Consider the following 21,595-nt stretch of genomic DNA (forward strand, 5'->3'; position numbering starts at 1 on the left):
AATAGGCGGCATGGGTCCACTCGAAGGGGTCAAGGTCGTCGAGCTGGCCGGGATCGGTCCCGGGCCGTTCGCCTGCATGGTGCTGGCCGAGCTCGGCGCCGACGTGCTCCGGATCGACCGGCCCGGCGGCGGCCTGTCCTTCGGGCCGCCTGAGCTCGACCTGGTCAACCGCGGTCGCCGCAGCGTGGCCCTGGACCTGAAGAACCCGGCGGCGATCGACGTCGTACGACGCCTCGTCGCGCAGGCCGACGTACTCGTCGAGGGGTTCCGGCCCGGGGTCGCCGAGCGGCTCGGGCTCGGGCCCGACGACCTGCTCGCGATCAATCCGAAGCTCGTCTACGGACGCATGACCGGCTGGGGTCAGGACGGGCCGCTCGCGCAGACCGCCGGGCACGACATCGACTACATCGCGCTGTCGGGCGCGCTGCACCTGATCGGTCGTGCGGGCGGCCCGCCGCAGGTGCCATCCAACGTGCTCGGCGACTTCGCCGGCGGCTCGCTCTACCTGGTCGTCGGCGTGCTCGCCGCCCTGCACGAGGCGCAGCGGAGCGGCAGTGGTCAGACTGTCGACGCGTCGATCGTCGACGGTTCCGCGCACCTGACCACGATGATGCTCGGCGCGCTGGCGGCCGGGTCGTGGCGGCAGGAACGCGGCACGAACCTGCTCGACACCGGCGCGCCGTTCTACGACGTGTACGAGACCTCGGACGGCAAGCATGTCGCTGTCGGAGCGATCGAGCAGCCGTTCTACGACGAGCTGATCGCCACGCTCGGCATCGCCGTACCGGACCGCAACGACCCGGCGAACTGGCCCGAGCTCCGCAAGGTCCTGACCGAGACCTTCCTCCAGCGCACCCAGGCCGAGTGGACGGCGGTCTTCGACGGCTCGGACGCCTGTGTCGCGCCGGTCCTCGCGCTCGCCGGCGAGCATCCGCACCTCGTTGCCCGCGGCACCTTCGTCGAGCAGGACGGCGTCCGCCAGCCCGCTCCGGCGCCACGGTTCTCCCGTACGCCGACCAGCCTCGGGCGACCGCCCGCGGCCGCCGGGAGCCACACCCGCGAGGCCTTGGCCGACTGGGGTGTCACCGACATCGACGACCTGCTGGACTCCGGCGCCGCCGTCCAGAACTGATCAGAGCCTGAGAGGAACCACCTGTGGAACGCCAGCTCTTCGACGCCGATCACGACGCCTTCCGGGAGACTGCCCGGGCCTTCTGCGACAAGGAGATCGTGCCGCACCACGACGCCTGGGAGGAGGCCGGCATCGTCCCGCGCGAGCTGTGGACCGCCGCCGGCCACGCGGGCCTGCTCGGCTTCATGATGCCGGAGGAGTACGGCGGTGGCGGCGCCCGCGACTTCCGTTTCAACGCCGTGGTGATCGAGGAGCTGACCAGGGCCCGGGCGAGCGGGGTGGGGTTTGCGATCCACACCGACATCAACTCGGCGTACCTGCTGGACTACGCGACCGACGAGCAGAAGGCGCGCTGGCTGCCCGGGTTCTGCTCCGGTGAGACCATCACGGCGATCGCGATGACCGAGCCGGGCGCCGGGAGCGACCTGCAGGGCATCCAGACCACAGCCCGGCGTGACGGCGACCACTACGTGCTGAACGGGCAGAAGACGTTCATCTCGAACGGCATCCTCGCCGACCTCGTGATCGTGGTCGCGAAGACCGACCCGGCGGCGGGCGCCCAGGGCATCTCGCTGCTGGTCGTCGAGCGCGGGATGCCCGGGTTCGAGCGCGGCCGCAACCTGGACAAGATCGGGCTGAAGGCACAGGACACCGCGGAACTGTTCTTCGACAACGTCCGGGTCCCGGTCGCGAACCTGCTCGGCGAGGAGGGCAAGGGCTTCGTCTACCTGATGGAGAAGCTTCCGCAGGAACGGCTCGCGATCGCGGTCGTCGCGGCCGCGGCCTGCGAGAACCTGCTCGCGCGAACGCTCGAGTACGTGAAGGAGCGGAAGGCGTTCGGCCGCCCGATCGGCTCGTTCCAGAACAGCCGCTTCGTGCTCGCCGAGCTGGCCACCGAGACCCAGATCGCCCGCGTCTTCGTCGACCGCTGCATCCAGGAGCTGACTGCCGGCACCCTGACGGTGGCCGAGGCCGCGATGGCCAAGTGGTGGACCACCGAGCTGCAGAAGAAGGTCGCCGACCGCTGCCTGCAGCTGTACGGCGGCTACGGCTTCATGACCGAGTACCCGATCGCCAAGGCCTACCTCGACACCCGCATCCAGACCATCTACGGCGGCACCACGGAGATCATGAAGGAGATCATCGGCCGCACAATGGGCATCTGAGCCGCGGCAGACCCGCCGTACTGCCCGGGCCTGGCGCAGAACGGCGGGGTTCTGCGCCTCGTTCCGTCAGTCGTGCGGCGGGCGTCCGCACGCTGACCTCCCTGCGCCGCGCGACCCCTCCGACGTGCGGCACCGTCGGCTGCCGGGGTCTGGGGCAGGCCTGAACAGGCTCGCTCAGAGTAACCCTCAGACCGGGCGAACGCCAGATCTGTCGCACTCCGTAAACATCAGGTGCCTGGCGTGTCCGGAGCGGACAACGAGATGCGGCCGTCGACGACGTCCTGGGCAACCTCGGTCAGGCGACGGTTGTGGTCCCGCGCGTATCTGCGGAGTGTTGCGAAGGCTGCATCGATGCCAATACCGAGGCTGTGGGTGAGGTACCCCTTGGCCTGCTCGATCAGGATCCGGCTGTTCAGGGCGGTCTGCAGCTGCTCGGTGACGACCTCCTGACGGAACATGGCGCGTTGGTGAACGATCCCGATGCTCGCCGCATCCGCCAGTGCCCGGGCGAGCGCGAGCGTGTCCGGGTCCAGCGGTCCCGCGTCGTCGCCGAACAGGTTCACGGCGCCCAGCACGACGTCGCGCAGGCGCATCGGCACCGCATGTACTGACCGGTAGCCGGCCCGGATCGCCGCCGCGGTGAACCGCGGCCAGCGCGGGTCGTCGTCGCGCAGGTCGGCGCGCTGCACAGGCTCTCCGGTGGCGAACGTGTCCAGGCATGGCCCTTCGGAGTTCTGCAGCTGGCTCAGCTCCACCAGCCGGGCCTGCTCGCTGGACGCCGCGACCAGGTTCAGTGCGCCGTGGTGGTCGACCAGCAGGATGCCGCAGGCGGTCACACCGAGGAGCTCGCTGCAACGCCCCGCGAGCCGGTCCAGGAAGTCGATGATGTCGAAGTCGTCGACGAGGGTGTCGGTCAGCTCGATGAACACCTCCCGCACCCGCCGGTCAGTCGCGCCCATCGCTCCTCCTCATATTCGTTCCGTCGTCGGGATCGCTCGCCAGGCGCAGCCGCCCGGCCATGACGTCAGCGGCGATCAGGTGCAACGGATCCCCTTGGCTGTAAGCGTGCGCCCGCAGTCGTGCGAGCGCATCGGTGACGGTGATTTTCTGTTGCGCCGCGACCATTCCGGCCGCCTGGTGGACCTCAGCCCGGCGGGTGACGAACGCGGTGTCGATGACCGCGTGCAGGTCCGCGCTGAGGCCGCGCTGTTCGTCCAGAGCTAGGACGAACAGCGCGTCAGCGAAGACCAGCGCATCCTGGAGCTCGTCGGGTCGCAGCGGTTCTGCCTGGCGCCGGTACACGTTCAGTACGCCGAGCCTGGCAGCGCCTGCGCCGACCAGGAAGGCGAACACGCCGCACACGTCCCGCTCGGCAGCGACAGGTGCGAAAGCCGGCCAGCGCCAGCCTGCCTCGGCGCCGCTCAGATCGGCGTACAGGACCGGCGCGCCGGCCACGACGGCGTCGCAGCCCGGCCCTTCCCCCAGGGTCGACTGCAGCTCGTCGAGCTCGCCGATCAGGGGTCCGGTGGCGAGCACCGGCTCCAACCCGCCGCCGTCACGGATCATGGACAATCCGGCGCCCGTCGCAGACAGAACCTGGGTGCAGGCAAGTACTGCGTGCTGCAGCGACGGCGATGCCTTCTCACGCTCGGCAACGGCGTCGATCGCCGCCCAGATCCGGGCCTTGCGGTCTTGGTCCACCCACTCCGTCCAGAATGTTGCCGCCACCGGGCGGATACGGATACTCCACCCTAGCGGCCCGACCGCTGAAACCCCGCTCATCCGCACGCAGGACCACACCCAGGACTCTCGCTGCGATCCGTTCACACCCCGTTTCGAACCACAGCCCGATAGGTCCGGTACCCAGAGGCCGACATCGTCACTCGTCGTCGGCCGCCTCCTCAGCCGGCACCGGCTCCGGGTCGGGCTCGGGCGGCGGGCGCCTCCTGATTTCCGGCTCCCGCGACTTCGGCTCGTGCACCGGTCGCAGCGCGAACCACTCACTCATCAGGGGACGCCTCCCGGGCTGCTTCCGTCGAGGGAGCCGCCAGGGGCCGGGGCAGCGACGGCAAGGAGCAGTCTATGCAAGTCGGGCCCGGGACGGGCCGAATCCGGCGTGGCCGTGATTGACTGCGCTGTAGGCGAAGAGGGGAGGTCGTGATGGGGATCGTTTCGGAGGGATTCGCCGGACGACGGCGGGGTGGAGCGCAGGTTCCGCCGGGGCAGTACCTGACCGAGGACTTTCCGGTGCTGTCGGCCGGGCCGACGCCGCACATCCTGACCGAGCACTGGGAGTTCACGGTCACGACCGAGTCGGGCGAGAAGCACCGCTGGGACTGGGCCGGGCTGCTCGGGCTGCCGGCCGAGGAGATCACGAAGGACATCCACTGCGTGACCAGGTGGTCCAAGCTCGAGACGGCCTGGAAGGGCGTCTCGCTCGACACCCTGCTGGCCGACGTCGAGACCGGGGCCGACTTCGCGCTCGCGCACAGCTACGGCGGCTACACCACCAACCTGCCGCTCGAGGACCTGCTCGACGGCCAGGCCTGGATCGCCTACGAGTACGACGGTGACCCGCTGCCGGCCGAGCACGGCGGCCCGGCCCGGCTGCTCGTACCGCACCTGTACTTCTGGAAGAGCGCCAAGTGGGTCCGCGGGCTGGTCCTGTCCGACACCGAGGACCTCGGTTTCTGGGAGACCGCCGGCTACCACGAGTACGGAGATCCATGGAAAGAACAGCGATACGCCGGCGACTGACCTGGCAGGTTGCCACGGTCACAGAGGTACGGCGGGAGACCGAGTCGGCTCGCACGCTGGTCCTCGACGTACCGGACTGGCCCGGACACCAGGCCGGGCAGCACCTCGACGTCCGGCTGACCGCGCCGGACGGGTACCGCGCCTCCCGGTCGTACTCGATCGGGTCTGCGTGGGCCGGTGGCACGATCGAGTTGACCGTCGAGGTGGTGCCGGACGGCGAGGTCTCGCCGTACCTGGTCGAGGTCGTGAAGCCCGGCGACCAGCTGGAGATCCGTGGACCGGTCGGCGGCTGGTTCGTGTGGAAGCCGGAGCAGGAAGGGCCGGTGCAGCTGATCGGCGGGGGATCGGGGATCGTCCCGCTGATGGCGATCCTGCGCGCCCACGCCGCCGCGGCCAGTACGGCGCCGGTCCGCCTGATCTACTCGGTGCGGCGTCCTGGCTCGGTGATCTACGTGGACGACCTGAAACACCATGCCGCGGCGGACCACGTCCATGTGAGTCTCGTCTACACGCGGGAGGCGCCGGAGGGTGAGCCGCGGGTCGGGCGGATCGACGCCCAGGTGATCGAGCGGCTCGCGTTCACGCCGGCCGAGAACCCGACAACCTACGTCTGCGGGCCGACGCCGTTCGTGGAGGCGGCCGCGGACCTGCTGGTCGCGGCCGGCCACGATCCGGCCCGAGTGCGAACCGAACGTTTCGGACCGACAGGAGGCTCATCGTGAAGGAGCGAAGCGAGTTCACCATCAAGCACAGTGTGCCCGGTGCCTCATCGGCGCCCGCAGCGAAGCGAGGACGACGATGAGTGAGGCGACCCACCTTGACGGCAATGCGGCTGCCGGCGCCATGAGTCAGCTGTTCGCGGTCGACATCACCGCCGCGATCGCCCGCTGTGCCGGCTGCGGCCAGACCGGCGTGTTCGCCGACACCAGGCTGTACGTCGACGCGCCCGGACTCGTCGCCCGCTGCACCGGCTGCGACAGCGTGCTGCTGCGCGTCGTGACCACCCCGACCGACACCTACCTCGACCTGCGCGGCCTCACGTACCTCAAGGTGCCGAACGAGTGATCTGCCGTCGGGTCGTCGTCCACGGACGCGTCCAGGGCGTGTTCTTCCGCGACTCCTGCCGCCGCGAAGCCCGCTCGGCAGGAGTCGCCGGCTGGGTCCGCAACCGGCCCGACGGCACTGTCGAGGCGCTGTTCGAGGGCCCCGAGGACGCCGTCCGGCGAATGATCGACTGGTCCGCCCACGGCCCGCCGTACGCCACCGTCAACCACATCGACGTAACCGAAGAACCACCCAGCGGCCGAACGACCTTCGACATCACCTTATGAACCCCCGGAGCAGCGCCGCGCCGAGTGGCGTGATCGCGTGCCGCACGAACCGTCCGTCGCGGGTCGTCACGATGATCCCGGCCTCCCGCAGTACGGCGGTGTGGTGCGTCACGGCACCCGGGGTCACGTCGAGAGCCGCGGCCAGTTCGCTGCTGCTCGCGCCGTCGGCGATGCGCCACAGCATCTCGGCCCGGGTCCGGCCCAGCAGCGAGCCCAGGCGCCGGTCGGCGTGTCCACAGGTGTGCCACGCGTCGACCGGATGCTCGATCGGGTAGACGACGACCGGCGGCAGCTTCTTGTCGGAGAGCGCGACCGGCTTGCCCCAGCAGAAGTACGACGGCACGAACGTCACGCCGCGACCGTCCAGCCGGATGTCGACCTCACACGGATAGGGCAGTTGCAGGACGTTCGCATCCCAGACCGCGTCCGGACCGAGCGACGCGAACAGCCCCTCGGCGCCGTTCGCCGTGATCGCCTGGGAGCGAACGGCCCGGTCCGCCGCAACAGCTTGTTCGACCTGGGCCAGGTGGGGCACGATCGCAGCGCGGTAGTAGGCGGCGAGCATCGTCCCGAGTGAACTCATCGCGTGGCGTTCGGACCGCGCGATCCGGCTCATCCACGGCGGCATCGGCCGGCCGCCGTACCGGCAGACCTTCTCCAGTTCGGCGGTGAGCCTTGGCCGCGGGGTGGACAGTACGGCGTCCATCCCGGACTCGAAGCCGTCGCGGGACTCGGCCGGGGTGAGGAAGTCCGGGAAGTACCGCTGCCGCGGGGCGATCGACGAGAGCACATGGACGAGGTTGCGCTGCCGCCGATCGGTGAGCCGCCGGCGCGTCGCCCGCAACCACCCGTCGAACACCAGCGCCCCAGACCTGGTCTGCAGCCGCTGCAGACTCAACACGGTCTCCCACAGTGGGTCGACACCGGGTGCGATCCGGACGCGACCGAGATCGCCCGCAGAGAAATGGACGCGCAGCATCTCGACCCCCGAGTGACTTGCCGACCATGGCGTGCAGCGATCGTACGACGCCGTACCCCCGCGGCCAACGGTTACTTCAAACAGGGTTGAAGTCTGCGTCGCGGCGCGCCGGAACTGCCTACGGTCTGCGGAAACAGTGACCGGCGAAGGGAAGAACCAATGGCGACAAAGGCGTACCGCGACTGGGTTGCAGCGGGGAAACCGTGGAAGAAGGCCACACCGATCGCGGAGCTGGAGGCGCTCGCGCGCAAGCATGGCGTGAAGGTGCTCGGCACTCTTGGAGACAAGGGTCATCTGACCGATGCGACCCCTGAGGACCACACGCCGTTCACGATCGATGCGTGGCCGGGCAAGCTGCCCGGGTACGTCGTGACGGCGATCGACCTGCAGAATGCCCCCGGCCTGGGCGCCCGGCTACTCGCCGACGCGAAGGCGGGCAAGGCGCCGTGGGTCAAGTACCTGAACTTCGGCGGCAAACAGTTCTCGGCCCGCCGGGACTGGCGGGAGCGATCGCACTCCGACCAGCACCTGCACGTCTCGATCCGGTCGGACTGGTGCAGCCGTTCGATCGGGTCCTACAACCCGTTCTCCGGAACCGGCGTGATCGGGCCTCAGCCCGGCGGCGGGAAGCTCGTGGTCGACGGCCAACTCGGCCCGAAGACGTACGCCGCGCTGCAGACAGCGCTCAACAAGCACGGATCCGGCCTGGCGGTGGACGGCAAGTTCGGTCCGCAGACGAAGAAGGCGCTGCAGAAGTACCTCGGCGTCACTCCGGACGGCGGGATCGGTCCGATCACCGTCAAGGCGTTGCAGGCGAAGGTCGGCGCCGGCGTCGACGGAACCTGGGGCAGCGCAACCACCCGCAAACTCCAGGAAGCCCTCAACGCGGGCAAGTTCTGACCCACCCGGCCGGAGCCCTCGCACGAGGTGCTCCGGCCGCGTGGTACTCAACGCCTTGGTGGTTTGGTGCCCGTGCGCCTGATGGTGTCTCGTTGGGTTTCGCCGACGGCTCGTTCGTAGGCCAGGACCAGGCCTTGGATGGTGACGGGTTTGAAGCGTTCGACGAGTTGCTGGATGTGTTCCGGGGGGCCGCCGGAGTCGCGGTAGTGGGGCCAGACCTTCGTCCGGAAGACCTCGGTCAGCTCCTCGGCGATCGCGCGGCCGTGCTCGGTGAAGATCCGGCCGGCTGCCTGCACCGCCTCGACCGGCAGGTCCAGATCGAGCAGCTCGACCCCGAGACTCAGGTGCGCGGTCGCGACCTGGAACACGTCCTCGTCGGGCGTCGGCTCGACCACGCCGAGCGCGACCAGCATCTCGATGTCGTCGTCGGTGAGCTCGCGGCCGGTACGCCGTACCAAGGTCGCCCGGTCAAGCGTCTCCGGCAGGTCCCGCATCCACGGGGTCAGCAGCGTCCGGTGCAGCGCGATGTCCTGCGGCGTCGCGTCGGCCGGGATGCGGTCCAGATAGCCCTCGATCGCCGACAGCGTGAACCCGTGCGCCTGCAACTCCCGCACCAGGTCGAGCCGCGCGATGTGCTCCGGACCGTAGTACCCGACCCGCCCACGCCGGATCGGCGGCGGGATCAACCCACGCCCGGCGTAGAACCGCAACGTCCGTACCGTCATTCCGACCCGCGTCGACAACTCGTCGACGGTCAGGGTCGCTTCGTCCCCCGCGACTTCCGACATGGCGGAGATCATAACGACCCCTACTTGACCATCGTGACACCATAACTGTCACAATCTGGAGCATGACCAGTCAAGCGTTCCTGTACGACGCGATCCGGACTCCGCGTGGCAAGGGCAAACCGACCGGCGCGCTGTACGAGGTCAAGCCGATCCAGCTGATCACCGGCCTGCTGCACGAGTTGCGGAATCGGCATCCGGACCTCGACCCGGCCGCGATCGACGACGTCGTCCTCGGCGTCGTCACGCCGATCGGCGACCAGGGCATGGACATCGCTCGTACGGCGGTGCTCGCGGCCGGCTACCCGGAGACGACCGGCGGCGTGCAGCTCAACCGCTTCTGCGCGTCCGGCCTGGAGGCAGTCAATCAAGCGGCTCAGCGAGTGCGCTCCGGCTGGGAGGACTTCATCCTGGCCGGCGGCGTCGAGTCGATGTCACGCGTCCCGATGGCCTCCGACGGCGGCGCCTGGGCGATGGACCCCGAGACCGCGCTGCAGACGAACTTCATCCCGCAGGGCATCAGCGCGGACCTAATCGCGACCCTGGACGGCTTCTCCCGCACCGACGTCGACGCGTACGCCGCTGAGTCGCACGCACGGGCCGCCAAGGCCTGGGCCAACGGCTACTTCGCCCGCTCGGTCGTCCCGGTCAGCGACCGCAACGGACTGCAGATCCTCGACCACGACCAACTGGTCCGTCCTGGTACGACGGTCGAGAGGCTGGCCGGCCTGCGTCCGTCGTTCGCGGCCATCGGCGAGCACGGCGGCTTCGACGCGGTCGCGCTGGAGAAGTACGTGACGGTGGAGCGAATCGAGCACGTCCACCACGCGGGCAACTCGTCCGGCATCGTGGACGGCGCCGCCCTGGTTGCCATCGGCAATGAGCAGGCCGGCGAGGCGCTCGGCCAGGCGCCGCGCGGCCGGGTCGTCGCGACCGGGGTCAGCGGGGCCGACCCGACCATCATGCTGACCGGTCCGGCGCCGGCGGCCCGCAAGGCGCTGGCCAAGGCGGGGCTCGCGGTCGGCGACATCGACCTGTTCGAGATGAACGAGGCGTTCGCGGCCGCCGTACTGCACTTCATGAAGGATCTCGGCGTACCGCACGAGAAGGTGAACGTGAACGGCGGCGCGATCGCGCTCGGCCACCCGCTCGGCGCCACCGGCGCGATGCTGGTCGGAACCCTGCTGGACGAGTTGGAGCGGCGTGAGCTCCGGTACGGCCTGGCCACCCTGTGCGTCGGCGGCGGCATGGGCGTCGCAACCATCATCGAGAGGCTCGCGGCATGATCTCCTGGAACAACGCCGAAGGTGTCGTCACGCTGACGATCGACGACCCGTCGGCCTCGGCGAACACGATGAACGAGGCCTACGTCGCCGCGATGGGGGAGACCGTCGACCGGCTGCGCGGCGAGAAGGACACACTCAAGGGTGTCGTGATCACCAGCGCCAAGCCGACCTTCTTTGCCGGCGGCAACCTGCAGATGCTGTCGAAGATCCAGCCGGAGAACGCGGCCGAGGTTTTCGAGACCATCGAAGAGGTCAAGCGGCAGTTGCGATTGCTGGAGACCCTCGGCGTCCCGGTGGTTGCCGCGATCAACGGCAGCGCGCTCGGCGGCGGGCTCGAGATCGCACTCGCCTGCCACCACCGCATCGTTGCCGACGACAACCGGATCGAGCTCGGCGTCCCCGAGGTGACGCTCGGTCTGCTGCCCGGTGGCGGCGGCGTGACCCGCACGGTCCGGATGCTCGGCCTGCAGGACGCGCTGATGAAGGTCCTGCTGCAGGGCCAGCGGATGAAGCCCGCGCATGCCCTCAAGGTCGGGATCGTCGACGAGGTCGTCCCGGCCGACGACTTGCTCGAGGCGGCCTACCGGTGGATCGCGTCGTACGACGGCGACGCCAAGCAGCCCTGGGATCGCGACGGATACAAGATCCCCGGCGGCACACCGGCCTCGCCGAAGCTGGCCGCGTTCCTGCCGGCCTTCCCGGCGAACCTGCGCAAGGAGCTGAAGGGCGCGCCGTACCCGGCGCCGCGGGCGATCATGAGCGCCGCGGTCGAGGGCAGCCAGGTCGACTTCGACACCGCCTCGCGGATCGAGTCCCGGTACTTCGTGTCGCTGGCGACCGGGCAGATCGCGAAGAACATGATCCAGGCGTTCTTCTTCGACCTGCAGTCGATCAACGCCGGCGCCTCGCGGCCGGACGGCGTACCGAAGTACTCGGCCCGCAAGGTCGGGGTGCTCGGCGCGGGCATGATGGGCGCCGGGATCGCGTACGTGTGCGCGAAGGCCGGGATCGAGGTGGTCCTGAAGGACGTCTCGCTCGAGGCGGCCGCTCGCGGCAAGGAGTACTCCGAGAAGCTGCTCGCCAAGCAGGTGCAGAAGGGCCGGAAGACCGCGGGCGAGGTGGAGGAGTTCCTCAGCCTGATCACGCCGACCGCGGACCCGAACGACCTGGCCGGCTGCGACCTGGTGATCGAGGCCGTGTTCGAGAGCGAGGAGCTCAAGCAGAAGGTCTTCGCCGAGATCGCCGGCGTGGTCGAGCCGGACGCGTTGCTCTGCTCGAACACGTCGACGCTGCCGATCACCTCGCTGGCCGGCGGGATCGACCGGCCGGGCGACTTCATCGGCATGCACTTCTTCTCGCCGGTCGACCGGATGCCGCTGGTCGAGCTGATCGTGGGGGAGAAGACCTCGGACCGGGCCATCGCCAAGGCCTACGACGTGGTTCGGCAGATCAAGAAGACGCCGATCGTGGTCAACGACAGCCGGGGCTTCTTCACCTCGCGGGTGTTCGGCACCCTGGTGATGGAGGGCGCCGCGATGGTTGCCGAAGGCGTCGACCCGGTGACGATCGAGCGGGCCGCGACCCAGATGGGCTTCCCCGCGCCGCCGCTGGCAATGCTGGACGAGGTCACGCTGACGCTGCCGCAGAAGATCCGCGACGCGGCCCTCGCGGCCGGCGACAGCGCGGGCGCGTTCGACGACCATCCGGGGATGGCCGTGACGGATCGGCTGGTCAACGGGTTCGACCGGCGCGGGAAGGCGGCCGGCGCCGGGTTCTACGACTACCCGGCCGATGGACCGAAGCGGTTGTGGCGGGGTCTGTGGGAGCACTTCGACCGGGCGCGGGACGCCGTACCGATGGTCGACCTGCAGGAACGGATGACGTTCGCGATGTCGCTGGAGACGATCAAGTGTCTCGACGAGGGCGTACTACGCTCCGTCGCTGACGCCAACATCGGCTCGATCTTCGGCATCGGGTTCCCGCCGCTGTACGGTGGCGCGTTGCAGTACGTCAACGCGTACGGTCTGCCGGCCTTCGTCGAGCGGGCCCGCGAGCTCGCGGCGTCGTACGGCGATCGGTTCGAGCCGCCGGCGCTGCTGGTCCGCAAGGCCGAGGCGGGCGAGACGTTCGGCTGATCCTCAAGAACTCGATTCAACAAACTCGCACAAACAAGAGCGTGTCCGGTCTTGCGCCGGACGCGCTTTTGAGCGATGGTGCTGGCACTTCTCCAACGATTCACCTGGCGAGGGAAAGGCGCCGCCGGTCCGGGTTTCCGTACCCGAACCGTCATCTGCCAAGCTCTGTTGCGATCGGTCGGTGGAGTTGTAGCGTGTGCGAAACCGGAGATGCTTAACACCGTTAAGTAACTCTCTGCAGCTCTCCTGGAAGGTGGTTTGTGCATGCCTGCTCACGTTCCGAACGCCGGTCTGACCCGGCGGGACCTGCTGAAGCGAACCGGCGGCCTGGCCGCGCTGGCCGCGTTCACCGCCGCGTGCGGGAGCAATACCGGCAGGCCGTCCGGCGGCGGGGGAGACGCCGGCGGAGCCAAGGTCACTCTGTCGCAGTGGTACCACCAGTACGGCGAGACCGGCACGAAGGAAGCAGCGCTCAAGTACGCCAAGGCGTACACCGACGCGAACGTCGCCGTGCAGTGGACCCCGGGTGACTACGGCAGCAAGCTGTCGTCCGGCCTGCTGTCCAACAAGGGACCGGACGTCTTCGAGAGCCAGCTCAACATCGGCATGGTGAAGAGCAACCAGGTGGTGGCGCTGGACGACATCATCGCCGACGTCAAGGACGACTTCCAGCCGGGCGACCTGGCCACCAACACCGTCGACGGCAAGGTCTACGGCATCCGGATGATCGTCGACCCGCAGGTCATCTACTACCGCAAGAGCCTGCTGGACAAGGCCGGAATCAAGCCGCCGGAGACCGTCGACGACCTGATCGCCGCGGCCAAGGAACTCACCACGAACAAGATGAAGGGCATCTTCGTCGGCAACGACGGCGGTCTCGCGATGGGCGGGCCGGCCCTCTGGTCGTCCGGTGGCGACCGCCTGACCGAGGACCACAAGCCCGGATTCACCGACGCCCGCGCCGCCCAGGCCTTCGGGAAGCTGCACCAGTTGTACGCCGACAAGAGCGTGCTGCTCGGTGCGCCGACGGACTGGTGGGACCCGGGAGCGATCAACCAGGGCCTGGTCGCGATGCAGTGGATCGGTATGTGGGCGGTGCCGGGGATGCAGAAGGCGCTCGGCGACGACCTCGGCGTGATCCCGTTCCCGAAGCTCGACGCGCAGGGTCAGCCGGCCGTGTACTCCGGCGGCTGGACGCAGTTCGTCTCCGCGAAGAGCCCGAACATCGACGCCGCCAAGAAGTACGTCAAGTGGCTGTGGATCGACAAGGAGGACTTCCAGGAGGACTGGTCGCTCAACTACGGCTTCCACATCCCGCCGCGCAAGAGTCTCGCCGCCAAGGCCTCCAAGCTGCAGAGCGGCGTCGCGGCCGAGACGGTCAAGCTCACCCAGGACCACGGTCACACCGACGACCCGGCCTGGACGCCGAAGATGAACACGGCGTTCAACGACATGCTCACCAACATCATCCGGAAGGGAGCCGACCCCGCCGCCGAGATCGCCAAAGCCGAGAAGACCGTCAACACCGAGCTGACGCGGCTGTTCGGATGACCAGTACCGTTCCCGCGAAGACGGAGCGCCCCGCTGCCACTGGTGAGCAGCGGGGCCGGCGGCGGAAGCAGGGGATCGCAGGCAACACCCGCTGGTTCTGGGTCTTCGTCGGGCCCTTCTTCCTCGGCCTGCTGGTCTTCTCGTACCTGCCGATCATCTGGAGCCTGGTCCTCAGCTTCTTCGAGGCCTACAACACGGTCACGCCCTCGAAGTTCGTCGGGCTGCAGAACTACATCGACATGCTGACCGACCAGGCGTTCCTGTCCAGCCTGGGCACGTTCACGGTCTTCGCGGTGTTCATCGTGCCGCTGACGTTCGTGCTGTCACTGGGGCTGGCGCTGCTGGTCAACCAGGTGAACGTGGCGCGGGCGTTCTTCCGGTCGGTGTTCTTCCTGCCGACCGCCTGCTCGTACGTGGTCGCCTCGCTGATCTGGCGGTTGTCGATCTTCAACGGCGTCCGCTTCGGTCTCGCGAACACCGTGCTCGGCTGGTTCGGCATCGAGAACATCGCCTGGCTGTCCACGGTCGACCCGCCGTGGTACTGGATCCCGCTCATCACCGTCCGGCTCTGGCTGCAGCTCGGGTTCTACATGATCCTGTTCATCGCCGGGTTGCAGCGGATCTCGCCGACGCTCTACGAGGCGGCGTACGTCGACGGCGCCCGGCCGGGATGGCAGGTGTTCCGGTACATCACGTTGCCGCAGCTGCGGACGACGTCGGTCGCCGTACTGATCCTGAACCTGATCGCGGCGTATCAGGCGTTCGACGAGTTCTACAACCTCGTCGGCAACGTGAACTTCGCCCGGCCGCCGCTGGTCTACCTCTACGGCATCTCGCTCGGGTCCATCCAGGACCTCGGCCACGGCTCGGCCGGCGCGCTGATCCTGGCGGTGATCATCATGCTCGTCACGCTGCTGCAGAACAGGATCTTCGGATTCGGGAAGGCGAGTGACTGATGGCCGTCACCGAGCGTACGACGGGAACCCCGCAGCCGATCGGCTTCAGCCGCAGCACCGCCGGCCGGGTCGGGCTGGCGCTCCGGTGGGTCGCGCTGGTCGTGGCGGTGGTGCTGTTCCTGCTGCCGTTCTACCTGATCCTGCGCAACGCGCTGGCCACCGAAGCCGACATCACCGCGCCGGACTGGACGCTGTTCCCGCGTGAACTGCAGTGGGGCAACATCAGCGAACTGTTCAACGACACCGAGGTGCCGATGGCGCGCTCGCTGTACAACTCCGCCGTCGTCGGCATCGTCGGCACGGCCGGACAGTTGCTGCTGGCATCAATGGCCGGCTACGGCCTGGCCCGGATCCCGTACCGGCACGCCGACAAGGTGTTCTACGCGATCGTCGCCACGCTGATGATCCCGGCCGCGGTCACGTTCATCCCCAGCTTCATCGTGGTGTCGTCGCTGGGCTGGGTCAGCTCACTGCGCGGGCTGATCATTCCTACGCTGTTCAGTGGGTTCGCGGCGTTCCTGTTCCGGCAGTACTTCCTGAACTTCCCACGGGAGTTGGAGGAGGCGGCGCGGGTGGACGGGGCCGGGCACTTCGGGGTGTTCTGGCGGATCGTCGTACCGAACTCCCTGCCGTTCTTCGCGGCGCTCGCTGCGATCACCTTCATCGGCAACTGGAACTCGTTCCTCTGGCCCCTGGTGATCGGCCAGGACTCCTCCTCCTGGACCGTCCAGGTCGCCATGTCCACCTTCGTCACCGCCCAAACCATCAACATCCACGAACTCTTCATGGCCGCGGCCGTGTCCATCCTGCCGCTGGTCCTGATCTTCCTGTTCCTGCAGCGCTATTTGATTCAAGGAGTAACCCAATCCGGCCTGAAAGACTGAAGGACTCCGCCTTCGGCGGCGGCAGTTCTTCCGGCCGACGCCGTCGGCACCGCGATCCGTGGACCCGCCCCGGCGCCTCCGGCGAACAACTGAGACCCCGGCGGGGAGTCCACCAGGCTCCCCGCCGGTCGGCCCCATCAGCACCGGAGCATCGAGGCGATCCGTCGTTCAGCCTGCGCGCCGATCGTGACGGGCAGTGGTTCGAGCTCTTCGCGAGCCAGTTCGAGACGTTGTGGGAGAGCGCCCGTACGTTGCCGCTCGTGTCAGCGGACCGAGGCGAGTAGGCCTCACCTGCAAGGGATGAGGTGAGGGCGGGGGTGGTCCGGGAGGGTGGGAGTTGGAGGTGGCGGATGGCGACGTTGACGGTGTGGAAGTTCGGTACGTGGAATGGGGCGAATCAGGCGATCGGCACTTTGGAGGGGTTGGCCAAGCAGGGGCTGATCAAGGTGCATGATGCCGCGTCGGTGTCGTGGCAGCCGGAGGCCAGGCGGCCGAAGACTCGGCAGGTGCGGAATCTGACCGGAGTCGGTGCGATCGGCGGCATGTTCTGGGGGATGTTGTTCGGGATGATCTTCCTGATGCCGTTCGCCGGTGCTGCGATCGGGGCCGCGTCAGGTGCGATCGCCGGATCGCTGGTCGACGTGGGGATCAGCGACGACTTCATCAAGTCGGTGCGCGATCAGGTCACACCTGGTACGTCGGCCCTGTTCCTGCTGTCGAGCGACGCCGTACAGGACAAGGTCAGAGCCGCCTTCGCCGCCACCGGCCTCCAGATGCCACAACTCATCCAGTCGAACCTCACAGCCGAACAGGAAGCTGCCCTCCGCGAGATGTTCGCCGGTTAGGTCTCGCGCCAGGTTTCGGCGAATGCTAAGGCGGCGGAGCTGCCGAACCAGCCTTCGGGTTGGTGGATTTCGCCGCGGGCGGTGGTGCTGTTCACGCGGACGTCGGCTGCGGCGCATGGGCAGGCGACGGCGTACGTGTCGAAGCCGGTGAGTTGTGTTCGCACCTCGAAGCAGTCGAGTACGTCGCGCCACTCGAGCTCGATCGTGGTCGCAGCGGCGACGCACGTGATCCGGTGGAACCGCTCGCCGCCGGAGACCTCGACGAACCGGGCCGGAACCGGCGGGCCGGTCTCGATCCCGCGTCCGCGGATCAGGTCGTAGTCGCGATAGAAGTGCTCCCAGACGTACCCGGCCAACTCCGGGTTGTCGGCGTACATCCCGACCGGCGCGTCGGACCCGAGTCCCGACCCGTCCGGATCGGTCCAGATCAACAGCGCCCGCCCTGCACCGACAGGCGAGTACCGCGCTGTCCACATGCTCACCAGTACGACGATGTCGTCGCTGCCCGGGCGATACAGAACGATCATCGGATTCTCGCCGGCGATCTTGATGCCGCGCTGAATGATGGGCTCGACCATCCTCGATGCTCCCACGGCGCGTGCAGCTGAAGTTGCGGGGATGGCAGAAGTTCCGGAACCGGGAGAGTCCCGGGCGAGGTGGTCGGACACCGCTGCGCGGTGGCTGTCTTGTCGGCCGCCTCCGGCGGCGTCGCACACCGCAACCCGGGTCCGGCGGAGTGCGGAGGACACGGGGCGGGGCCTTGAACAGGGAGCGGTTGGCGAGCACGCGTAATTTCCGGTGGTTGCCCACTGCGGGGGTGTCAAGGTCTCGATTCGCGCCCACGCCGTCGCGGGACTGCTCGGTCAGCTCCGGGCCTCAGCGCTACGTCGTACGGCGGATTGTTGCTAGCCAGGCGGGGGCGGTGGTGGTGTGGGGGAGGTTGGCTCGGATTTCGGTTGGGGTGACTGTGATGACGGACCAGGCGGTGGTGAAGGGGGCCTCAAGAGCTGCCTGGGTGAGGGGGTGTGGGCCGCTGGTGGGGCCGGCGTCGCGGAAGCACAGGATGTAGAGGGTTGCGCCGGGCTGGGTGACTGCGGCCAGGCTTGCGACGTACTCCTGGCGCTCGTCGGCGTCGAAGGTGTGGAAGAGGCCGCAGTCGAGGACCGTCTGGAAGCTGCGGCCCAAGCGGTCGAGGTGAAGGGCGTCGGCGTACGCGAACTCGGCCTTGAGCCCCCGCGCAGCGGCCTTCTCGCGGGCGAGGGCCAGCGCGGTCTCGGCGACGTCGATGCCCAGCACGGGCAGACCGAGTGACGCCACGTGCAGGGCGTTCTCGCCGGTCCCACAGCCGGCGTCGAGCACCGGGCCTGTGAAACGGGAAGCTGCCTGTACGACGGCCGGCTGCGGTCCGCCGAAATCCCAAGCGGGCGGTCCGTCCTGGTACGACGCATCCCAAGGCTGCCCCGCCATCCGCTCATGACTCGTTGGCGGCCGTCCCTCATCGGCTGAGACCATCGCGATCGCCTCCCGCAGCCGATCCTGCCACGAGCCGGGCGACCACCACTTGCACCCGCAACGAGGTCGCCCATCGTCAGACCGGTGGGCGCAGCGCCCCGACGAGGGCGGTCCTACCGTGGGGCCGGTGGGCGCCAACGCCTCGACGAGGGCGCGCGCGGCCACCGTCAGGGGGTTGCGTCTACTACGGCGGTCCAGTCGTTGAGGTCGTGGGGGATTGAGATGTGTTCGTGGGTGATCAGCCAGTGGTTGTTGATGTGGCGTAGGCAGACGGTTGAGTGGACCCAGACTGCGAGTTCGAGGCCGTTGCGGCGGGTGCCGCTGTCCAGGTGGAGCATGTGGGCGAAGGCGACGTCTCCGCTGACGGCCACGCGCTGGTCCTGGGTTTCCAGGCCGATCGGGCCGTCGTACTCGTCGAACCAGCGGACGAAGTTGCGCCGTACCTCGTCTGTGCCGATGAACTGCAGCGGCGCGATCACGTCGTAGTACACGATGTCGTCGGCGTACAGCGACATCAGCGCGTCGATGTCCTTCGCCCGGCAGGCCTCGACCCGCCGCTCCAGCAACTCGTCGATTGCCACGTCATAGCTCGTCTGTGTCATACCGGTACGACGATGCAGCCGGCCCAACTGTGAGGCTAGCTGGACGCGCTCGCGTACGAACGTATCCCGTGCCGCCAAAACAGACGCACGAGTACGACGGCCACGAGCGCCAACCCGACTCCGCCCGCAACCGGCGCCCACCCGATCCCACCGGCCAGCGCCTGCACGGGGAACGTCGTCGCGAACGCCACCGGGAACGCGAACGTGAGAAACGCGCGCACCGCAGTCGGGAAGAACACCAGCGGATAGCGCCCCGCCTCGACCAGGTTCAGGAACACGAACCCGATCGGGCTCACCGACTGCAACCAGAACGCGAGGAAGGACATCGCACTCCACACGCAGACGAGCAGCACCAGGCCGGCCGCGGCGAGCACCACCGCCTGCAGGATGTCCACCGCGCTCGGCCCGGCGTCGGCCTGCACCAGGCCGACGACCAGCACAACGATGCCGCTGGCAACATTGCTCAGCTCCGCGACGTTGATCCACCGCAGCGTCAAGTAGAACTGGCTCGACACCGGCCGCAGCAGCACGCCGTCGAGCTCGCCCTCGGTGATGTACGACGTCATCCGGTTCAGGTTCGGGGCGACGAACGTCGCCAGCAGACCGGTCGCGATCTGGTACATCCCTACTAGCGCGATCACTTCGGCCCGCGACCAGCCGTGCACCTCGTCGGTGTATCCGTACAGCAAAAGGATCGGCACGGTCCCGAGCCCGAGCTGGACCAACCCGACCAGCAACGTGGTCAGGAAGTGCGCCCGGTAGTGCGTCTCGCGGACGATCGCCTGCGCGAGGAACCGCCGCCACAGCCGGAGGTGCCGCAATTGCACATGCAGCCAGGTGCGATCCAGCGGCCGCCGTTCGTCGGCGTGGGTACGGAGGTCGCTCATGCGCCGACCGCCGAGTACGCGCGGATCCCGACCGACCAGACGAGTCGAGCGAGTACGCCGAACACGACGACGTACCCGAGCTGAAGCCCCAACCCCACCAGGAGCTCCGCCCCGGACAACGACCCCGCGACGATCTCGACCGGGAACGACACCGTGAACCGGAACGGCTGGTTGTCGACGAACCCACGCGACCAGTCCGGCATCAGCGCCAGCGGTACGACGGCGCCGGACAGGACGCCCGCGATGATCACCCGGGCCTGTGCGAGTGCGGTCACGTCGTCCATCCAGAACGCGAGCGACGCGATCAGGATGTCGATCGTGAACACCAGGATCGCCCCGAGCACCAGGCTGACCCCGAACAACGCCCAGTGGCCCGGGCCGGCCGGGATACTCATCGAGTCCTGGAAGATCCACCACAGCACGCCGATCATCGGGACCAGCGCGATCATCTTCAGGAACTTCTCCGACAGGTTGTTCGCGACGAACCCGATCAGCAGCGACGCCGGCCGCACCATCCAGCTGGACAGCTTGCCGAGCCGGATGTCGTTGGCGAGGAAGCCGGTCATCCACGAGGAGGTCGCCATCGTGACGAAGCTCAGCAGCACGAAGTACGTCGTGAGGTAGCTCTCGTCGACCGGGAGGCGGGCCCCGTTCGCGATCGCCGTACGCCAGATCAGCAACGAGATGATCGGCACGCAGATGTTGGCCGCCATGAAGATGACCCAGGCGCCGCGGTAGATGGACTGCTGCGCGATCTCGGCCGCGGTCATCCGGCGCAGTACCCGGAGGTTGCGGACCAGTGCGCTCACGACGGGTCCGCCAGCGTGCTGCGGCGCAGGAACAGGTCGCGCATGATCTCCTCGATGTCGGCGTCCGCGACGTCGAGGTCGACGAGCGGGCCAAGCCGCGTGAGCTGTTCCAGCACCTGGCCGGCGCGCTCGCGATCCACCTCGAGCTTGACCACCAGGCCGGAGCTCTCGACCGCAGTCACATCGTCCAGCGTTGCCAGCGGGCCGGCGTCGACCTCGTTCGCGTACGTCGCCCGGACGAGCTTGCGGGGTCGCGCCGTACGCACGAGATCGTCGAGACCGCCGTCGTACTGCAGGCGCCCGTGGTCGATGATCATCACCCGCGAGCAGAGCGCCTCGATGTCGTCCATGTCGTGGCTGGTGACGAGGATCGTCGTACCGCGAACTCGGTTCAGGTCCTCGAGGAACGTGCGGACCCGGGCCTTGGCGACGACGTCGAGCCCGATCGTCGGCTCGTCCAGGAACAGGATCTCCGGCCCGTGCACGAGCGCCGCCAGCAACTCGAGCTTCATCCGCTCACCGAGGGACGTCTTGCGAACCTGGACATTCAGCAGGTCCTGTACGTCGAGCAGCTCGGCGAGCTCGGCAACGTTCCGCTCGAACTCCGCCGCCGGCAGCCCGTACATGTCCCTGTGCAGCAGGAGGCTCTCCATGGCCGGAACGTCCCACCACAGCATCGTCTTCTGGCCCATGACGAGCGCGATCCGTCGCAGGTAGTCGTACTTCCGGTCCGACGGCCGGCAGCCGAGCACCTGCAACTCGCCGGACGTTGTGTAGAGCAACCCCGACAACATCTTCAGGGTCGTCGTCTTCCCCGCCCCGTTGGGCCCGAGCAGGCCGACGACTTCGCCCCGCTCGATGCTGAACGACACCGCGTCGACCGCGAGCCGCGTCTCGTACTTCCGCCGTACCAAACTCTTGATCGCCCCACCCAGCCCGGCGCCCTGCTGGTGGAACGTGTACGTCTTGGTGAGATCGCGCGCCGCGATCACCGGTTGATCACTCACGATGGGTGCACCGCCTTCGAGAGTCGGTTGCCTGCCGGACCGGGCAGCACCACCGCGCACAGCGCGGAAGT

At 68.3% G+C, this 21,595-nt stretch carries 24 protein-coding genes; 13 read left to right on the top strand and 11 right to left on the bottom strand.

Going from position 1 to position 21,595, the window contains the following annotated elements; genetic code table 11:
• The first annotated feature begins 10 nt into the window (after positions 1 to 10).
• Together AB0H36_RS34580 and AB0H36_RS34585 are read left to right on the top strand one after the other, a co-directional pair.
• Positions 11 to 1,132, top strand: coding sequence for a CaiB/BaiF CoA-transferase family protein (locus AB0H36_RS34580; protein ID WP_360533518.1), 1,122 nt, complete (start codon positions 11 to 13; stop codon positions 1,130 to 1,132).
• Positions 1,133 to 1,155: 23 nt separating this feature from the next.
• Positions 1,156 to 2,298 (top strand): acyl-CoA dehydrogenase family protein, encoded by a 1,143-nt coding sequence (locus tag AB0H36_RS34585; RefSeq protein ID WP_360533521.1) that lies wholly within the window; start codon positions 1,156 to 1,158, stop codon positions 2,296 to 2,298.
• 227 nt (positions 2,299 to 2,525) lie between these two features.
• On the opposite strand, the gene AB0H36_RS34590 is transcribed toward AB0H36_RS34585, so the two are convergent.
• The 3 genes from AB0H36_RS34590 to AB0H36_RS34600 all read right to left on the bottom strand — a co-directional run bounded on the left by AB0H36_RS34590 (position 2,526) and on the right by AB0H36_RS34600 (position 4,306).
• Positions 2,526 to 3,257 carry a GAF and ANTAR domain-containing protein gene (locus tag AB0H36_RS34590; protein ID WP_360533524.1) on the bottom strand — a complete coding sequence of 244 codons (732 nt, stop codon included), beginning with the start codon at positions 3,255 to 3,257 and terminating at the stop codon, positions 2,526 to 2,528.
• Positions 3,244 to 4,026 (bottom strand): ANTAR domain-containing protein, encoded by a 783-nt coding sequence (locus tag AB0H36_RS34595; RefSeq protein ID WP_360533527.1) that lies wholly within the window; start codon positions 4,024 to 4,026, stop codon positions 3,244 to 3,246. The genes AB0H36_RS34590 and AB0H36_RS34595 overlap by 14 nt, the downstream gene beginning before the upstream one ends.
• A 151-nt stretch (positions 4,027 to 4,177) precedes the next feature.
• Entirely contained in the window at positions 4,178 to 4,306 is a 129-nt protein-coding gene (locus AB0H36_RS34600) for a hypothetical protein (RefSeq protein ID WP_360533530.1), read from the bottom strand.
• A gap of 152 nt (positions 4,307 to 4,458) precedes the next feature.
• Here AB0H36_RS34600 and AB0H36_RS34605 point away from each other — a divergent pair, with 152 nt between their 5' ends.
• From AB0H36_RS34605 to AB0H36_RS34620, 4 genes are all read left to right on the top strand, one after another.
• The gene (locus AB0H36_RS34605) at positions 4,459 to 5,055 is read left to right on the top strand and encodes a sulfite oxidase-like oxidoreductase (RefSeq protein ID WP_360533533.1); all 597 of its coding nucleotides are present in this window, start codon (positions 4,459 to 4,461) and stop codon (positions 5,053 to 5,055) included.
• Positions 5,025 to 5,777: a ferredoxin reductase gene (locus tag AB0H36_RS34610; RefSeq protein WP_360533536.1), complete on the top strand. Its 753-nt coding sequence runs from the start codon at positions 5,025 to 5,027 to the stop codon at positions 5,775 to 5,777. The genes AB0H36_RS34605 and AB0H36_RS34610 overlap by 31 nt, the downstream gene beginning before the upstream one ends.
• A 76-nt stretch (positions 5,778 to 5,853) precedes the next feature.
• Positions 5,854 to 6,120 carry a DUF6510 family protein gene (locus AB0H36_RS34615; RefSeq protein WP_360533539.1) on the top strand — a complete coding sequence of 89 codons (267 nt, stop codon included), beginning with the start codon at positions 5,854 to 5,856 and terminating at the stop codon, positions 6,118 to 6,120.
• The gene (locus tag AB0H36_RS34620) at positions 6,117 to 6,386 is read left to right on the top strand and encodes an acylphosphatase (protein ID WP_360533542.1); all 270 of its coding nucleotides are present in this window, start codon (positions 6,117 to 6,119) and stop codon (positions 6,384 to 6,386) included. Before AB0H36_RS34615 ends, AB0H36_RS34620 begins: the two co-directional genes overlap by 4 nt.
• Here AB0H36_RS34620 and AB0H36_RS34625 read toward each other — a convergent pair.
• Positions 6,376 to 7,365 (bottom strand): helix-turn-helix domain-containing protein, encoded by a 990-nt coding sequence (locus AB0H36_RS34625; protein ID WP_360533545.1) that lies wholly within the window; start codon positions 7,363 to 7,365, stop codon positions 6,376 to 6,378. The genes AB0H36_RS34620 and AB0H36_RS34625 overlap by 11 nt on opposite strands.
• Positions 7,366 to 7,524: 159 nt before the next feature.
• Here AB0H36_RS34625 and AB0H36_RS34630 point away from each other — a divergent pair, with 159 nt between their 5' ends.
• Positions 7,525 to 8,265: a peptidoglycan-binding domain-containing protein gene (locus AB0H36_RS34630; protein ID WP_360533548.1), complete on the top strand. Its 741-nt coding sequence runs from the start codon at positions 7,525 to 7,527 to the stop codon at positions 8,263 to 8,265.
• Between the two features lie 47 nt (positions 8,266 to 8,312).
• On the opposite strand, the gene AB0H36_RS34635 is transcribed toward AB0H36_RS34630, so the two are convergent.
• The gene (locus tag AB0H36_RS34635) at positions 8,313 to 9,053 is read right to left on the bottom strand and encodes a MerR family transcriptional regulator (RefSeq protein ID WP_360533551.1); all 741 of its coding nucleotides are present in this window, start codon (positions 9,051 to 9,053) and stop codon (positions 8,313 to 8,315) included.
• Positions 9,054 to 9,115: 62 nt separating this feature from the next.
• Between AB0H36_RS34635 and AB0H36_RS34640 the strand changes: the two genes are divergently transcribed.
• The 6 genes from AB0H36_RS34640 to AB0H36_RS34665 all read left to right on the top strand — a co-directional run bounded on the left by AB0H36_RS34640 (position 9,116) and on the right by AB0H36_RS34665 (position 16,707).
• Positions 9,116 to 10,336, top strand: a complete 1,221-nt coding sequence (locus AB0H36_RS34640) for an acetyl-CoA C-acetyltransferase (protein WP_360533554.1) — start codon at positions 9,116 to 9,118, stop codon at positions 10,334 to 10,336.
• Positions 10,333 to 12,471: a 3-hydroxyacyl-CoA dehydrogenase NAD-binding domain-containing protein gene (locus tag AB0H36_RS34645; RefSeq protein WP_360533557.1), complete on the top strand. Its 2,139-nt coding sequence runs from the start codon at positions 10,333 to 10,335 to the stop codon at positions 12,469 to 12,471. The genes AB0H36_RS34640 and AB0H36_RS34645 overlap by 4 nt, the downstream gene beginning before the upstream one ends.
• A 264-nt stretch (positions 12,472 to 12,735) precedes the next feature.
• Positions 12,736 to 14,022: a sugar ABC transporter substrate-binding protein gene (locus AB0H36_RS34650; RefSeq protein ID WP_360533560.1), complete on the top strand. Its 1,287-nt coding sequence runs from the start codon at positions 12,736 to 12,738 to the stop codon at positions 14,020 to 14,022.
• Positions 14,019 to 14,978, top strand: coding sequence for a sugar ABC transporter permease (locus tag AB0H36_RS34655; RefSeq protein ID WP_360533563.1), 960 nt, complete (start codon positions 14,019 to 14,021; stop codon positions 14,976 to 14,978). The genes AB0H36_RS34650 and AB0H36_RS34655 overlap by 4 nt, the downstream gene beginning before the upstream one ends.
• Positions 14,978 to 15,862 carry a carbohydrate ABC transporter permease gene (locus AB0H36_RS34660; protein WP_360533566.1) on the top strand — a complete coding sequence of 295 codons (885 nt, stop codon included), beginning with the start codon at positions 14,978 to 14,980 and terminating at the stop codon, positions 15,860 to 15,862. The genes AB0H36_RS34655 and AB0H36_RS34660 overlap by 1 nt, the downstream gene beginning before the upstream one ends.
• Before the next feature lie 350 nt (positions 15,863 to 16,212).
• On the top strand, positions 16,213 to 16,707 hold the full coding sequence (locus AB0H36_RS34665; protein WP_360533569.1) for a DUF1269 domain-containing protein: 495 nt from the start codon (positions 16,213 to 16,215) through the stop codon (positions 16,705 to 16,707).
• On the opposite strand, the gene AB0H36_RS34670 is transcribed toward AB0H36_RS34665, so the two are convergent.
• The 6 genes from AB0H36_RS34670 to AB0H36_RS34695 form a co-directional block, all read right to left on the bottom strand.
• Entirely contained in the window at positions 16,704 to 17,285 is a 582-nt protein-coding gene (locus AB0H36_RS34670) for a hypothetical protein (protein WP_360533572.1), read from the bottom strand. The genes AB0H36_RS34665 and AB0H36_RS34670 overlap by 4 nt on opposite strands.
• 304 nt (positions 17,286 to 17,589) lie before the next feature.
• Positions 17,590 to 18,174: a class I SAM-dependent methyltransferase gene (locus AB0H36_RS34675; protein WP_360533574.1), complete on the bottom strand. Its 585-nt coding sequence runs from the start codon at positions 18,172 to 18,174 to the stop codon at positions 17,590 to 17,592.
• 212 nt (positions 18,175 to 18,386) lie between these two features.
• On the bottom strand, positions 18,387 to 18,821 hold the full coding sequence (locus AB0H36_RS34680) for a nuclear transport factor 2 family protein (protein ID WP_360533577.1): 435 nt from the start codon (positions 18,819 to 18,821) through the stop codon (positions 18,387 to 18,389).
• 35 nt (positions 18,822 to 18,856) lie between these two features.
• Complete coding sequence (locus AB0H36_RS34685) at positions 18,857 to 19,708, bottom strand: ABC-2 family transporter protein (protein ID WP_360533580.1); 852 nt, start codon at positions 19,706 to 19,708, stop codon at positions 18,857 to 18,859.
• The gene (locus AB0H36_RS34690; protein ID WP_360533583.1) at positions 19,705 to 20,517 is read right to left on the bottom strand and encodes an ABC-2 family transporter protein; all 813 of its coding nucleotides are present in this window, start codon (positions 20,515 to 20,517) and stop codon (positions 19,705 to 19,707) included. Before AB0H36_RS34690 ends, AB0H36_RS34685 begins: the two co-directional genes overlap by 4 nt.
• Positions 20,514 to 21,524 carry an ATP-binding cassette domain-containing protein gene (locus tag AB0H36_RS34695; protein ID WP_360533586.1) on the bottom strand — a complete coding sequence of 337 codons (1,011 nt, stop codon included), beginning with the start codon at positions 21,522 to 21,524 and terminating at the stop codon, positions 20,514 to 20,516. Before AB0H36_RS34695 ends, AB0H36_RS34690 begins: the two co-directional genes overlap by 4 nt.
• Positions 21,525 to 21,595 lie beyond the last annotated feature (71 nt).

The sequence above is a fragment of the Kribbella sp. NPDC050820 genome (assembly GCF_040653975.1).
Classification (GTDB): domain Bacteria; phylum Actinomycetota; class Actinomycetes; order Propionibacteriales; family Kribbellaceae; genus Kribbella.

What these genes read in the sequence shown, in the direction of transcription:
- AB0H36_RS34665 (WP_360533569.1), top strand. Translation starts at nt 16,213, where the DNA reads ATGGCGACGTTGACGGTGTGGAAGTTCGGTACGTGGAATGGGGCGAAT.
- AB0H36_RS34655 (WP_360533563.1), top strand. Translation starts at nt 14,019, where the DNA reads ATGACCAGTACCGTTCCCGCGAAGACGGAGCGCCCCGCTGCCACTGGT.
- AB0H36_RS34680 (WP_360533577.1), bottom strand. Translation starts at nt 18,821, where the DNA reads ATGACACAGACGAGCTATGACGTGGCAATCGACGAGTTGCTGGAGCGG.
- AB0H36_RS34615 (WP_360533539.1), top strand. Translation starts at nt 5,854, where the DNA reads ATGAGTGAGGCGACCCACCTTGACGGCAATGCGGCTGCCGGCGCCATG.
- AB0H36_RS34590 (WP_360533524.1), bottom strand. Translation starts at nt 3,257, where the DNA reads ATGGGCGCGACTGACCGGCGGGTGCGGGAGGTGTTCATCGAGCTGACC.
- AB0H36_RS34640 (WP_360533554.1), top strand. Translation starts at nt 9,116, where the DNA reads ATGACCAGTCAAGCGTTCCTGTACGACGCGATCCGGACTCCGCGTGGC.
- AB0H36_RS34675 (WP_360533574.1), bottom strand. Translation starts at nt 18,174, where the DNA reads ATGGCGGGGCAGCCTTGGGATGCGTCGTACCAGGACGGACCGCCCGCT.
- AB0H36_RS34645 (WP_360533557.1), top strand. Translation starts at nt 10,333, where the DNA reads ATGATCTCCTGGAACAACGCCGAAGGTGTCGTCACGCTGACGATCGAC.
- AB0H36_RS34650 (WP_360533560.1), top strand. Translation starts at nt 12,736, where the DNA reads ATGCCTGCTCACGTTCCGAACGCCGGTCTGACCCGGCGGGACCTGCTG.
- AB0H36_RS34660 (WP_360533566.1), top strand. Translation starts at nt 14,978, where the DNA reads ATGGCCGTCACCGAGCGTACGACGGGAACCCCGCAGCCGATCGGCTTC.
- AB0H36_RS34635 (WP_360533551.1), bottom strand. Translation starts at nt 9,053, where the DNA reads ATGTCGGAAGTCGCGGGGGACGAAGCGACCCTGACCGTCGACGAGTTG.
- AB0H36_RS34685 (WP_360533580.1), bottom strand. Translation starts at nt 19,708, where the DNA reads ATGAGCGACCTCCGTACCCACGCCGACGAACGGCGGCCGCTGGATCGC.
- AB0H36_RS34670 (WP_360533572.1), bottom strand. Translation starts at nt 17,285, where the DNA reads ATGGTCGAGCCCATCATTCAGCGCGGCATCAAGATCGCCGGCGAGAAT.
- AB0H36_RS34625 (WP_360533545.1), bottom strand. Translation starts at nt 7,365, where the DNA reads ATGCTGCGCGTCCATTTCTCTGCGGGCGATCTCGGTCGCGTCCGGATC.
- AB0H36_RS34630 (WP_360533548.1), top strand. Translation starts at nt 7,525, where the DNA reads ATGGCGACAAAGGCGTACCGCGACTGGGTTGCAGCGGGGAAACCGTGG.
- AB0H36_RS34580 (WP_360533518.1), top strand. Translation starts at nt 11, where the DNA reads ATGGGTCCACTCGAAGGGGTCAAGGTCGTCGAGCTGGCCGGGATCGGT.
- AB0H36_RS34610 (WP_360533536.1), top strand. Translation starts at nt 5,025, where the DNA reads ATGGAAAGAACAGCGATACGCCGGCGACTGACCTGGCAGGTTGCCACG.
- AB0H36_RS34605 (WP_360533533.1), top strand. Translation starts at nt 4,459, where the DNA reads ATGGGGATCGTTTCGGAGGGATTCGCCGGACGACGGCGGGGTGGAGCG.
- AB0H36_RS34600 (WP_360533530.1), bottom strand. Translation starts at nt 4,306, where the DNA reads ATGAGTGAGTGGTTCGCGCTGCGACCGGTGCACGAGCCGAAGTCGCGG.